The sequence below is a fragment of the Klebsiella sp. 141251 genome (assembly GCF_050600725.1).
GTDB lineage: Bacteria > Pseudomonadota > Gammaproteobacteria > Enterobacterales > Enterobacteriaceae > Klebsiella > Klebsiella aerogenes.
The window spans coordinates 247,453-260,981 of record NZ_JAQIRG010000003.1 but is presented as its reverse complement, the minus strand read 5'-3'; the positions used below and the strand labels follow the sequence as shown (position 1 = coordinate 260,981).

Below are 13,529 nucleotides of genomic sequence, written 5' to 3'. Positions count from 1 at the left end.
AACCTGGTCTTCACTGCACGGTAAACCGAGGTGTAGATATGATTAGCGCTTTCGATATTTTCAAAATTGGTATTGGTCCTTCGAGCTCTCATACGGTGGGGCCGATGAATGCAGGAAAAAGTTTTATCACCGAGCTGGCGACCCGCGGCGACCTGACGCAGACTACGCGCATTGTCGTCGATCTGTACGGTTCGCTATCGCTGACCGGCAAAGGGCATGCGACCGATGTCGCCATTATCATGGGGCTGGCGGGAAATAGTCCGCAGGATGTCGATATTGACGCCATCCCGGCCTTCATTCAGCAGGTGACCGCGAGCGGCCGTCTGCCGGTGGCGAAGGGGAGTCGGCAGGTTGATTTCCCGCTGCCGGAGAGCATCGTATTTCATGATAGCGCGCTGGCCCGCCATGAGAACGGTATGCGCATCAGCGCCTGGGATCATCAGCAGCCGCTACTCAGCAAAACCTATTACTCAATTGGCGGCGGATTTATCGTTGAGGAATCGCGTTTTGGCCAGACTCACGATATCGCAACGCCCGTCCCCTTTGATTTCCGTTCCGCCCATCAACTGCTTCAGCTGTGCGAACACAATGGCCTTTCCATCTCTGGCCTGATGATGCAAAACGAGCTGGCGCTGCGCGATAAGGGGCAAATCGATGCTGGCTTCGCCGCCATTTACGCGGTGATGCGTAACGGTATTGAGCGGGGAATGAATACCGAGGGCGTGCTGCCGGGGCCGCTCAACGTGCCGCGGCGGGCGGCGGCGCTGCGCCGACAGCTGGTGGCCAGCGATAGTCTGTCCCGCGATCCGATGAACGTCATCGACTGGATCAATATGTTTGCGCTGGCGGTGAGCGAAGAAAATGCCGCCGGTGGCCGGGTCGTCACCGCGCCTACCAATGGCGCATGCGGGATTATTCCCGCGGTTATGGCCTATTACGACAAGTTTCGCCGCCCGGTCAATGCCAACTCGATTGCCCGCTATCTGCTGGCTGCGGCGGCTATCGGTTCACTGTATAAGATGAATGCCTCTATATCTGGCGCAGAAGTTGGCTGTCAGGGCGAAATTGGCGTGGCCTGCTCTATGGCGGCGGCTGGGCTGACGGAGCTCCTTGGCGGCAGCCCGGCGCAGGTATGCAACGCCGCGGAAATCGCCATGGAACATAACCTCGGTCTGACCTGCGACCCGGTGGCCGGGCAGGTGCAAATCCCCTGCATCGAACGCAATGCCATCAATGCGGTGAAGGCGGTTAACGCCGCGCGGATGGCGCTCCGCCGAACCAGCGAGCCGCGGGTTTGTCTCGACAAGGTCATTGAGACAATGTATGAAACCGGTAAAGACATGAACGATAAATATCGCGAAACCTCACGCGGTGGGCTGGCGATAAAAGTGATTTGCGACTGACGAATCAGAAAGGGCTGGGCTGGCGCGCCGCTATCGCTTCACCGCTGACCGGATGGTGAAAATGCAGTTCGCTGGCGTGGAGCATCAGGCGTGAAGCCTGATGTGACGCCAGCCCTCCGTAGAGATCGCAGCCGAGAATCGGATAGCCGAGATGTTGGCAGTGGATGCGTAGCTGATGGGTGCGTCCGGTTTCCGGTAGCAATCGTACGCGAGTTACCGCCAGCGAACCATTGGCTGTTGACAACCATTCCCGTGATAGCACCTGAAAGCGCGAGCGCGCCGGTTTACCTTCCCGCGAGTTAATGGTCATACGCGGAAACAGCGCCGGATCTTTAGCAATCGGCGCGTCTATCACCCCTTCATCTTCCTCTGGATGCCCACACAACAGGGCGTGATAAACCTTGCTTACCGCCCGCTGGCTGAACTGCTGACACAGCGCGACGTTGATCGCTTTGTTACGCGCCACCACCATAAGGCCGGAAGTCCCGAAATCGAGCCGATGAACCAGCGAGCACCCAGGAAAATCCTGCACCAGGCGGTGATGGACCGAATCCAGGTTCTGCGGGTTCTTACCCGACAGGCTGAGCAGACCGCTGGGTTTGTCGATCAATAACAAATGTTCGTCCTCGTAGAGGATCTTAATCTGCGCGGAACAAGGTGGGGCGATGAAGGTATCAATTACGGTAGACATGGGCAGGCGCTGCTTAAGGGTGAGGGCGGATGATAGCGAATCTCTGTCTGGAAGGCGACCCGTAATCTACGCTCCGGAACGGAAGACTTTTTAGCGAATAACGATAACAAAGTATGCAACCCCTTTGCAGAGACGAGTGGGGTGTGATACATAATTGTTATGTTATAACATACAAAATAAAGTAATATGTCCAAGGTCGATACTGAAATACTTCGCATCAATACGCTGCATCTGACAGCCAAAAGGGGGGCCGTGATACTCGACGGTATTCATTTCTCGCTCCGAGCCGGGGAAAAGCTGGCGGTTATTGGACCTAACGGCAGCGGTAAGTCGAGCCTATTAAGAGCCATTATTGGCGAACTCTGTCCGGATAAAGGGACGCTGTACTGGCAGGGGCGTCCACTACGGCAACTGTCGCCGGAAGCGCGCGCGCGGAATATTGCCTTCCTGTCGCAAAACGATATCCCCGATTTGCGTCTGACGGTGGAAGAGTATGTTCAATTGGGGCGTTTACCGTATCGCGAATCACCGTCCTCGGCGCAGGGACGTCGCATCGTGGAGAGCGTTATTAGTGATACGGATCTGAAACCTTTACGCCATCGCCAGTTGGGCGACCTCTCCGGCGGTCAGCGCCAGCGCGCCGCGCTCGCCCGCGCGCTGGCGCAATCGCCCACATTATTACTGCTGGATGAGCCGACTAATCACCTCGATCCGCTGGCGAGAACCGAGTTACTTGCCCTGGTAAAACGCGCAGAGGTTGCGGTGATTGCGGTGTTACACGACCTTGCCGCGGCTGAAGCCTTTGCCGACCGGATGCTGGTTCTCCACCATGGCAAGCAGGTGATTTGCGACGTACCCGAAGCTGCGCTGCACCCCAGCGTGAGCTATCCGGTTTTTGGCATGACCAGTTTTCGCGTGGCGCATCCCGTTAGCGGTAAAGCGCTGCGCATTTTTGAAGTTCCTCATCGCGCTTAATGAACTCGAGTAAATATGAACAAACTTTTAACTACTTTATTGCTGCTGTTAAGTAGCCCGTTGGCGCTGGCTAATCAATTTCCCGTCACCGTGGATAGCTGCGGTAAGCCCATCACCTTTAATCAACCCCCGCAGCGCGCGGTGATTAACGATCTTAATATGGCGGAAATGGCCTTCGCGCTCGCTCTCCAGCAGCGGATTGTGGGGCTAACCGGCATCACCGGCTGGTACAAACTTACGCCGGAGTTCAAAGCGGCAATGGGGGCCATCCCCGAGCTGGCGCCTAAATATCCGGCGCTGGAAACGCTGCTGGCGGTTCGGCCGGACTTTTTCTTCGCCGGCTGGAACTACGGCATGAAAATCGGCGGCGATGTGACGCCGCAGACGCTGGCGCCATATGGGATTAACACCCTGGTACTCAGTGAAAGCTGCGTCCAGGCCGGCGGGCGCGGGAAGAAAGCTGATATGAGTTTGCTGTACAACGATGAACTCAAGTTGGGCAAGATTTTTGGCAAGCAACAACAGGCAGAAGCGCTGGTGGAAGGATGGAAGCGTCGCCTGGCGCATCTGCCTGCCAGGGCAGCGAATACGCAGCCGCTGCGGGTCTTTGTCTATGACTCCGGCGAAGATAAACCTTTTACCAGCGGCAAGTACGGGATGCCGACGGCCATTATCGAGGCGGCCGGGGGACGCAACGTGATGGATACTCTGGACGCGAACTGGACAACGACGAGCTGGGAGGCGGTGGCGGCCAGAGAACCACAGGTGATTATTCTGCTCGATTACCAAACCGGCACGGGAACCGAGGCGCTGCAGCGCATACTGGAATCCCATCCCCTGATGAAACAGACCCCCGCTGTCCGGCAGCAGCGTTATCTAAAGTTGCAGTATGCTGAATTGACTCCGGGGCCGGCGAATATTGCGGCAGTTGAGAAGCTGGCGCATCTCTTATATGCCACGGACGTGAAATGAAGCCGTCAGTGCAACGTTTTGTTCTATGGACGGCGCTGGCATCCGTCGTTTTATGCGCCTTGATGATTTCGAGCCTGCGGTTGGGGAGTGTGGAACTCTCATGGCGACAGGTGATATCAGCGTTAGGGCTATCATCGGCTCCCATTCCCGAAATTTTGAAAACTATCATCATTGACTTACGCCTACCACGGAGCCTGCTGGCGGCGTTGACCGGCGCAGGACTGGCGATCGCCGGCTTGCTGTTACAGACTACGACACGTAACGAACTGGCCGATCCATTCTTGTTCGGTCTCTCTTCAGGCGCTTCCGCCGGCGTGGTGCTGGTGATCACCCGTTTCGGCGAGATACTGGGGGCGTTTACGCTGCCGGTCTCGGCCTTCATCGGCGGGATATTATCCGCGCTGGCGGTGATGATGTTGTTTCGCGTCAACCAGCTAAGGCGAGCGGAACAGTTAATTATCTGCGGCCTGGCGGTGTCGTTTCTTTTCAGCGCGCTGACCAGCTATCTGGTCTTTTCCGGCGATCAGCGAGCGGCCGGTTCGTTGCTATTCTGGTCATTGGGCGGTCTGGGACTGGCGCGATGGGACAACCTGTTCATTCCGTTATTGAGCCTGGCGTTGTTGAGCGGATTTACCCTGATTCGCTGGCGGGCGTTGGATGCGCTGCTGGCGGGGGAGCAGACGGCCTGCTCGCTGGGCGTCGACGTGGAGCGGCTGAGAAGCGAAACCTTTCTCTGCTGCGCGTTGGCTACCGCTTTGCTGGTCTCTTTAACCGGGGTCATTGGTTTTGTCGGCCTGATGGTGCCTTATCTGGCGCGTCGGGTCGTGGGCGTCAGGCACCGAATGGCCGTGCCAATGTGCGCTCTGCTGGGCGCGATATTGCTCATTGGCGGCGATATACTTAGCCGAAGCCTGATAGCGAATCAAGAATTACCGATTGGTATTATTACTGCCGGGCTTGGCGGCGCGTTTATTGTTAGTCTGCTGATGCGGGCAACACGATAAGCCGGGTCAAGGCTAATAAAACCCATTAATTGCGCGCAATTAATGGGTTTTATTATTTGAATGAATGTTATTCGCCGAATATAAAAATATTCTCCGCCGTTGAAGAGGTGACTTTTCTGGCTGGTGCGCATTTGGGGGAGATAGAATTTTTGTAAATAATTCGCCAGAAATATAATTGAGCCGAAAATTCTTTCAGGTCAATATTGTTGCGGCATAGCGGTAAGTGATGATTTATATCAATGGAATAGGCATCATTGGCGCATGCCCCGTTAGTCAGTGAGTTTTTGGTTTAATTCCCTACTAAAAACACATGAGCCCACGCGATATATTGCAATATTGCGATTGCTAGTTATTTTGTTTGTTATTTCTATAGTGAATATTCTTGATATCAATCTAAATATGGTTCATTAATCTGGGTGGCTGACGGTAACTAGTGATTCATTCTGATGTGGTTCGGATATATAAGGGATGTAATGAACAACGCCTTCCCAGGTGAGCGACTCAATACCCGTATTCATTCACAATTGTCACTGCATATCGAAATTGAACCGAGGGCCGTCGAGCTGACGCTTAAACTTCTGGCCGTTAGTCGTTTCGATAATATTAAAGCCCACCCAATATTCGTTCAAGAAAAAATAAATACCAATAACAATAATTCAATTTTTTCTCTTTCGGAGCGCCGTTCGCCCGTGAGTTAGCAAGGTGAAATGAAATCTGGGGTTTAAGAACGTCTTATTGAAGAAGCAAAAGTAACGCACAGGAGGTGCGATGAAAACATTACGACCACTGTGGGGCAGGGGTCAGATGATCTCCCCACAACATTTTCAACAACAGGTGAACCAGGCGGCCTGGCAAAGCGAATGTATTGCCCGTCTGGGAGTAATGAATCCCTGGGGCGTCATCCGCGTCGAATTTGACGCCGCCCTGCTAAAGCAAGGGACACTGAAAGCCAGTCACCTGTACGTGCGCTTTCCTGACGGCACGCTTATCGACAGCGATAACGCTGATGCGCTTCCTGCGGTAATGGTATTGCCGCAGGAGGACTGCCGTGAATTAACCGTGGTGCTGGCGCTGCCTCATGAGAATGAAAACGGCGGCAACTGCCTGCAGATGGAAGAGCGCGCAGAGCGGCCGGTACGTTGGCGTCTGGCCTGGCGAGAAGTGCGCAACAGATATGGCGAAGACAGTCGACAAATTGCGGTGCTGCTTGCGCAACTGACGCTGCGCGCTGCGGATGACGATAACGGCGATTATCAAACCGTCGCCCTCGCCAGACTACGTCGCGACAGTCAGAACTGTTGGTCGCTGGATGAGCACTTTATCCCGCCGCTGCTGAAAGTGTTGGCCAGCCGCTGGCTTTACGAACAGACGGAACAGCTGACGAATCAGCTGCGCGCGCGCCTGCAGCGCCTGATGGCGATGCGCCGGGAGAGCAACGCCAGGATGGCGGATTTTGCGGTAGCGGATGTATCACTGTTCTGGCTACTGAACGCGCTCAACAGCGCGGAGCCGGTGTTGAGCCATTTTCTACGCCATCCACAGGTACATCCGGAACGGCTGTATGAAGCGCTGGCCGGCCTGGCGGGCAGTCTGCTGACCTTCTCCCTTGACCATACTACGGCGGATATTCCGCCTTATCGCCATCAGGCGCTGACAGAAGTCTTTCCACCGTTGTTCAAATTACTCGGCGTACTGCTCGAAGCCAGCCTGCCATCCAGGGTCGTGGCGATTGAAATGACGCACGATGACCGGCGTAAGCGCTGGCATGCCCGTCTGCACGATCCAAGGTTGCGCGAAGAGGCCGATTTTTATCTCTCGGTGCGTTCCGCGCTACCTGCGGCGCAGCTGCTGGAGCAATTTCCGCAACAGTGTAAAGCCGGTAGCCCCGATGAGGTTGACCGGGTGGTCAACGGTTCGCAGCCGGGTATTCCGCTAAAGGCCATGAGCCATGTTCCCGCCGCCATCCCGCTGCGCCTGGAAAATCAGTATTTCACCCTTGATATGACTCATCCGGCGGCGCAGGCGATGCTGGCGGAAGGGAGTTGCGTCTTTTATGTGCCCGGCCTGCTGGGCGACCCTGAACTCGAACTGTATGCGGTGCTGCGCTCATGACTCAGGATCTCAATATTGATGCTCTGCTGGCGGATAGCTGGCTTACGGTGACGGAACTGCGTCTCGGCGCCAAACTGGCCGAGGGGGAGGGGAAGCTCCTCTGGCAGCGTTGTGTAAACAACATTGAACAGGTGATGGCGCAGCTTGTGGCCGCGGATGTCAGTGAGGCGAACCGCCAGCATATCCTTTATAGCTGGTGCGCGCTGCTGGATGAAACCGCCAAAGGCCGCAAAGAGGAAGATGACGCCAGTATCACCTGGTACGATCGACCGCTGGAGGTCAAATATTTTGGCGGTATGGAAGCCGGGGATGCGCTCTATGAGCGCATCCGCCAGGTGCTGCGCGAACCGGCGCCGGATCTAGCCGTACTGACCTGTTTTCATCGGGTGCTGGCGCTGGGGTTTAAGGGCCGGTATAGCCTTGATGACCCGGCGCGCGCAGCGCTTGTCAGCGCGCTCGGCGAGCGTGTACCGCCGTTTGCGAGCGACCCGCATCAGCCGATACTGGCGGCGCTCTCCGGGCGCAACGGCATGGCTGACTGGCTGCGCCGTTGGCCTATCTGCATTGGATTGTCGCTGGCGGCGGTGGCCGCGCTGTGGCTGGGGTTGAACTACTGGCTGGATGGTCTGGTAGCGGCTTTGCAACTGGGGAGCGGGCAATGAACGCGCGCTATCAGCGCCTGTTATGGTTGTGGGCGGGGCTGCTGGTAGTGCTGCTGAGCCTGCTGTTTCTGCCGTTAACCACCGGCGGCCGGTTGCTGGCTGTTGGGTTGACGGTGGCGGGCGTAGCGGCCGGAGTGGTCTACGTCGAGCGGCAACGACGCGGGCGACCAGAGGATGCCGACTGGATGGTTGAGCTACCGCCGGCGCCTTACCGACTGCCGGTTGTGCTGGTCTGCGGCGACACCGCGGACTGGCCGGGAGAAAGCGCGGTTTATCCTACCTCACAGGGTTGCTGGCTGAGAGTCACCACCGCCGCGTTACAGCAGACGGCGCGTTATTTGCAGCGTGAGCGGCCGGCGCTCATCGCGCAGCTGGCAGTGATATTCTGCGTGCAGCCGCAACAACATGATGATGACGCGGCGCTGACGGCCCGGCTTCGCGAGTTGCGCTGGCAGCTTGCTCAGGTGCGGCGTGATACCCGCCGGGCGATACCGTTACTGCTGAACAGCACCCTGTCCGGCGCATCGCTGGAGCCGTTATGGCAGACAGCGCGTGCCGGAGAGATGACGCAGGTGTGGCCCTCTGACGGCGTGCCGTGCAGCAGCGCAAGCTGGCTTGCGCAAGAGAGCGGGAGTAGCCGCCTGGCGGCGCAGGTGAGGATGAATGCGTTTACCCGCTTTACGCAGCAGATGGCGCTGAGCGCGCTGACTGCGGCAACCGACGATGTTCCCCCGATTGCTCCGGCAGTCGTGCTGTATCATTTCACGCCTGCCGGGGCGCCTGTCGTGGCGGATAACCTATGGCAGCGCTGGCTGTCTGGTCATACCGCCCTCAACTCACTACCGGGCTGGTTGCCGGAAATGACTTCAGAAGCGCGGACATTGCCTGATTTCATTTTGCCAATACTACCGCTGGGCGGTGGCATCACGCCGAAAAACCGTGCTCTGCGGCGGGCATTCTGCCTGTTCTCCCTCGCGGCCATGATCGCGCTGTGCTGCAGCGCATGGAACAACCATCAACTCCTTCAGCGGATCGGCTTTGATGTTCAGCGCTATGAACGGACGGCGATGGACGACCATGCAGCAAAAGCCCGCGCCGTACAGATTTTACGTCAGGATGCGGCGCAACTGGACGCCTTCGCGCGTGATGGCGCGCCGCTGGCGCTGGGGCTCGGGCTATATCGCGGCGAGCGTCTGCGTCAGACGGTACTGGAAACGATTCGCTCCTACGTCCCCCCGCCACCGCCGAAAGCGGTAGAAAAAATCGTGCCGAAAATTATCCGCCTCGACAGCATGTCACTTTTCGATACCGGCAAGTGGACGCTGAAACCGGGCTCCACCAAGCTGCTGGTGAACTCGCTGGTAGGGATAAAGGCCAGGCCAGGTTGGCTTATCGTCATCGCCGGGCATACCGACAGCGTGGGTGATGATAAATCCAACCAGACACTCTCTCTGAAGCGTGCCGAATCGGTGCGCAACTGGATGCGCGACACCGGTGACGTGCCGGAAAGTTGTTTTGCGGTACAGGGTTATGGCGAAAGCCGACCTATCGCCAGCAACGAGGCGCAGCAAGGCCGTGCGCTGAACCGCCGGGTCGAAATTAGCCTGGTGCCGCAGGCCGATGCCTGCCGGGTGGCGACAAATTCCGCCTCATCCCCGGCGGATGGTGCTTTCTAAACCGACTATCTCATCAATCTCCGTGTGGGCAGGTTTTCCTGTCCGTCGTTTTTGTTGCCGGGGACCGGGGTCAACACAATCTGCCCAACCTTGTGCGCTTTTGGGCTCCTCATCAACAGGAAACAGCGACGGGCGGTAGCGTGGCTGAAAGTGATGGAAGGGAGATAAAGAAAATGGTGTTTGATAAGGGAAAATAAACCATGAGTGACATAAAGCCTTTGTTTTTCAACCACAGTCATCATCTTTTACAGGTGCATGGCTGTAACTCCTCGCTGGATGTTCTGTGCTTCGAAGGCGAGGAAAACTTAAGCGAGCCTTTCCGCTATACCATTGAATTTACCAGCTGCGATCGCGCCATCACCCCGCAGCAGATGTTGCTGCAAAACACCTCGCTGACCTTGCAGGCGCCGGTTGACCAGGGATTTGGCATTAAGCTCCAGCAACCGGTGCGCGTGCTGCAGGGGACGATCACCACTTTTGAACGGCTTTCCACCTCAAAGGAGGAAACGCGTTACGCCTTGACGTTACAGCCGCGTCTGGCGTTACTGTCGAAGAGCCATCAGAATCGAATTTACCAGGACATGTCGGTGCCGCAGATTGTGGAGCACATTCTCAGAACCCGTCACCACATGCGCGGGGAAGATTTTGTATTTCGACTGGCGCATGAATATCCGCGCCGTGAACAGGTGATGCAGTACGGCGAGGACGATCTGACTTTTATCTCCCGGCTGTTGGGCGAGGTGGGGATCTGGTTTCGCTTCACCGCAGATACCCGGCTAAATATTGATGTGGCGGAGTTCTTCGACGACCAGCAACACTACGAGGCGGGGCTGGCGTTGCCCTCGGTCGCCCCGTCAGGGCAGCATGACGGCGGCAGCGAGTCGGTGTGGGATTTGCAGAGCCGACACCACGTGGTTGAGCGTTCGGTCTTCACCCGTGACTACAACTATCGTAACGCGCCCGAGGACATGAATCTCAACATCAATGTCAGCCGCGGCGATAGTACCACCTATGGTGAAGCCTATCACTGGGCGGACAACTATCTGGCGCCGGGTAGTCGCTACCAGCATACGCCGGACCCGGAGAGCGGGGCCTTTTATGCCCGTATTCGCCATGAGCGCTACCTGAACCAGCAGACGCGGCTGAGCGGGGAAACAAACTGCGCGACATTGGCACCCGGCCAACTGCTAAAAGTGAACGGCGGCGAGGAAGTGACGGAGGTCTGGCGCCGGGGCGTGGCGATCACCGCTATTCACTGTCGCGCCCGCCGCGATCGCAGCTTCGAAGTGACGTTTCAGGCCATTCCCAGTGTAGAAACCTATTGCTTTCGCCCGGCAATCATCAGCAAACCCAAGATGGCCGGGACGTTGCCAGCGCGCGTCACCAGCACCAAAATCAACGATCTCTACGGCCATATCGATCGCGACGGACGTTATCGGGTGAACTTATTATTCGACCGCGATCGCTGGCAGCCGGGTGAGGAAAGCCTGTGGGTGCGGCAGGCACGCCCTTACGCCGGTGAAACTTATGGCCTGCATCTGCCTTTGTTAGCGGGAACCGAAGTGGCGATCGCTTTTGAGCAGGGGGATCCGGATCGGCCCTACATCGCCGGCGCGCTGCACGATTCCACGCACCAGGACCATGTGACGCTTTACAACTACAAGCGCAACGTGCTGCGCACGCCAGCGAACAACAAAATTCGCCTCGATGATACCCGAGGTAAAGAGCACGTTAAGGTCAGTACCGAATATGGCGGCAAGAGCCAACTGAACCTCGGCCATCTGGTGGATCATCAGAACACGCCGCGGGGAGAAGGGTTTGAGTTACGCACCGACAGCTACGGCGCGATCCGCGCAGGCAAAGGGATATTTATCACCGCCGACGAACAGCTGAAAGCGATGGGGGCGGTCGCGGAAATGGAGCCCGCCAGTAAATTGCTCAGCGCCGCCGCAGTTCAGCTCAACGACTGGCAGGAGATTGCCCGCACCCACTACAACACTCCACCGGATATCAGCACGTTAAAGCAGTTCGTCGGCAAAGCCGTCAATCTGGCGAGCCCCGTCCTGCTGATGAGCGCGCCGAAGGGCATCGGCATCGTGACGGCGGAAACGACGCTGCTGCAGAGTGGTAAAGGACTGTATCTGCAAAGCGCCAGCGATATTGCGCTGGCCAGCGGTAATCGTTTGTCGGTGAATACCAAAAACGCTATCTCACTGCTTTCCCACCGCGAAGGGATGCGTATGGTATCGGTGAAAGGCCCGCTGGAGATAGAGTCGCACGGCGATACTCTGGCGCTCACTTCACTGAAAGATATTACCGTTCAGTCAACGCAGGGTCATCTGCAGCTTACCGCCAAAAATGGTATCACCCTGGGCTGCGGCGGCGGCTACATTCGTCTGACTCCGCAGGGGGAAATCCACCTTCATAGCCCGAGCCTGCTCAGTTTTAAGGGCACACATAAGATGCAAGGGCCCGCCGGCGAGACATTTCCGCTTCCCGACCTTCCCACATCGATTTGTAAAGATTGCCTGATTCATGCGCAAGAACTGGCTCAGACCTTTGTTCCGCGTGCCGCCTGACAATCGCTCATTGATATAACTTACCCGGAGGAACAGACCTTGAAACCCATTATTCGGCAGGGTGATAGCTTGCGTGAGCATGGCGGTACGGTGATCGGCGGCCATTACCTCTGTTTTGGTAAAGGTATCGCCTGTAAAGGCGACCAGGTGAGCTGCAATAAACATGGCCTGACGGTCATAGCCGAAGGAAGCTCGCTGTATGAAGTGGATGGTGCTCCGGTGGCTCTTGAGGGGCATCGTTGCGCCTGCGGCTGTACGCTGGTGAGTTCACGCCCTGATTGCGAAGTCGCGCTATGAGACAGCTCACCGACTATCTGCCTTACAAAACCGCCACGCCACCCCACAACGGACGGTGGTTGTCCTTTGGCGCGGGGCTGACGTTTATCAGCGGAGGAGGAGCGGCGTTAATGCCTGCCGAAGCGCGTGGAGGGGCGTTAATTGCCGTCGCGATCGTTAGCGCCGTGCTTTTGGTCTTCATCATCTGGATGCTGCGTCTGCTTTATTACCGCCTGTCGGTCCACTACACCCAGTACTACCAGCGGTTGATCGATCTCGATCATCAAACGTGGTGGGCCCGGCATCAATATAGCGTAGGGCTGGGGGAAACGGTGCTGCTGGGGCCGGTGGGGTGTGAGCCCGAGCACTGGCAGACGCTGCTGAAGCGAGAACATCAGGCGCCAAAAGAGAAACTGGAGGCCGGTGCGCGGGCGCTGCGGCTGATCCACTCGGACATCGTTGATATCGACCTGCGCGAACAACAGCTGGCCCGGATGCTGGTGCGGCAATGGTTGGCGCAGCGAGGCGATCATCAATTTCCCTGTCTGAGCGGCTGTTACTGGCAGGGCAGCGAACCGGCATGGCGAGAATTTTGCGCCGAGCTGCGAAAGCGCTATCCCACCGCTCAGTTGCCGCATATGGCGGAACCCTGGCAAGGTGAGGCCAGCTTATCGGAGATTACCGCACGAATGAATGTGGCTGGCGACGCATGTTTCATTCTGGTGGCAGGGTGCCAGTCGGTAGCGGCGACGGCTGATACCGCAAGACCGGCGGGTGAATCCGCCGTGCTGTGGTTACTGGCCCGGGAGGGGGAGGCGCGACTGACCCGCGGCGAGGTTTATGAAGGCGCCGCGGTGGAAAATATCCAGCAGGTCTGTCAGCGGGCGATGCAGCAAAGCGGGGCCGAACGTCCGCCCGATCCCTGTATCGCATTTACACAGCCGCAAATCCCGGAACTGGCGCAAAGCGGCTGGAACAGCAACCAACTACTGCAGGATGAAAACTGGGGAGAGACAGGGCAGATGGAGCAGCTCATCACCATCGCGCTGGCGGCGATATTTGCCCGCCGCTTTCATCAGTCTTGCGGCTGGATCGCCCGCGATCCGCGTCATGCTCTCTCTCTGGGCATCGTCACCGCAGCCGTGCCGGCACCGCAACCTCAAGATAAGAAGGAATGAA

The 13,529-nt window shown here is 57.3% G+C and carries 12 protein-coding genes; 11 read left to right on the top strand and 1 reads right to left on the bottom strand.

Annotation, left to right across the window (positions count from 1 at the left end; all coding sequences use genetic code 11):
* The first annotated feature begins 38 nt into the window (after nt 1–38).
* Entirely contained in the window at nt 39–1,403 is a 1,365-nt protein-coding gene (tdcG, locus tag PGR09_RS08975) for an L-serine ammonia-lyase (protein WP_047045224.1), read from the top strand.
* Between the two features lie 4 nt (nt 1,404–1,407).
* Here the strand turns inward: tdcG and PGR09_RS08970 are convergent, their stop codons facing one another.
* Nucleotides 1,408–2,094, bottom strand: a complete 687-nt coding sequence (locus PGR09_RS08970) for an RluA family pseudouridine synthase (protein WP_289578598.1) — start codon at nt 2,092–2,094, stop codon at nt 1,408–1,410.
* Between the two features lie 186 nt (nt 2,095–2,280).
* Here PGR09_RS08970 and PGR09_RS08965 point away from each other — a divergent pair, with 186 nt between their 5' ends.
* From PGR09_RS08965 to PGR09_RS08920, 10 genes are all read left to right on the top strand, one after another.
* Nucleotides 2,281–3,069, top strand: coding sequence for an ABC transporter ATP-binding protein (locus PGR09_RS08965; protein ID WP_430916064.1), 789 nt, complete (start codon nt 2,281–2,283; stop codon nt 3,067–3,069).
* A gap of 15 nt (nt 3,070–3,084) precedes the next feature.
* The gene (locus PGR09_RS08960) at nt 3,085–4,041 is read left to right on the top strand and encodes an ABC transporter substrate-binding protein (protein WP_430916063.1); all 957 of its coding nucleotides are present in this window, start codon (nt 3,085–3,087) and stop codon (nt 4,039–4,041) included.
* Nucleotides 4,038–5,045 (top strand): FecCD family ABC transporter permease, encoded by a 1,008-nt coding sequence (locus PGR09_RS08955; RefSeq protein ID WP_430916062.1) that lies wholly within the window; start codon nt 4,038–4,040, stop codon nt 5,043–5,045. Before PGR09_RS08960 ends, PGR09_RS08955 begins: the two co-directional genes overlap by 4 nt.
* Before the next feature lie 473 nt (nt 5,046–5,518).
* Nucleotides 5,519–5,743 (top strand): hypothetical protein, encoded by a 225-nt coding sequence (locus tag PGR09_RS08950; RefSeq protein ID WP_227505020.1) that lies wholly within the window; start codon nt 5,519–5,521, stop codon nt 5,741–5,743.
* A gap of 70 nt (nt 5,744–5,813) precedes the next feature.
* Nucleotides 5,814–7,157: a type VI secretion system baseplate subunit TssK gene (tssK, locus tag PGR09_RS08945; RefSeq protein ID WP_430916061.1), complete on the top strand. Its 1,344-nt coding sequence runs from the start codon at nt 5,814–5,816 to the stop codon at nt 7,155–7,157.
* Nucleotides 7,154–7,819: a type VI secretion system protein TssL, short form gene (gene tssL / locus PGR09_RS08940; RefSeq protein ID WP_315710905.1), complete on the top strand. Its 666-nt coding sequence runs from the start codon at nt 7,154–7,156 to the stop codon at nt 7,817–7,819. The genes tssK and tssL overlap by 4 nt, the downstream gene beginning before the upstream one ends.
* Nucleotides 7,816–9,495: an OmpA family protein gene (locus tag PGR09_RS08935; protein ID WP_430916060.1), complete on the top strand. Its 1,680-nt coding sequence runs from the start codon at nt 7,816–7,818 to the stop codon at nt 9,493–9,495. The genes tssL and PGR09_RS08935 overlap by 4 nt, the downstream gene beginning before the upstream one ends.
* 200 nt (nt 9,496–9,695) lie before the next feature.
* A complete protein-coding gene (locus PGR09_RS08930; protein ID WP_430916059.1) occupies nt 9,696–12,074 on the top strand; it encodes a type VI secretion system Vgr family protein in 2,379 nt (792 codons plus the stop codon).
* A 39-nt stretch (nt 12,075–12,113) separates the two neighbouring features.
* Complete coding sequence (locus tag PGR09_RS08925) at nt 12,114–12,371, top strand: PAAR domain-containing protein (RefSeq protein ID WP_047045199.1); 258 nt, start codon at nt 12,114–12,116, stop codon at nt 12,369–12,371.
* Nucleotides 12,368–13,528 (top strand): hypothetical protein, encoded by a 1,161-nt coding sequence (locus PGR09_RS08920; RefSeq protein WP_047077779.1) that lies wholly within the window; start codon nt 12,368–12,370, stop codon nt 13,526–13,528. The genes PGR09_RS08925 and PGR09_RS08920 overlap by 4 nt, the downstream gene beginning before the upstream one ends.
* The last annotated feature ends 1 nt before the right edge of the window (nt 13,529 follow it).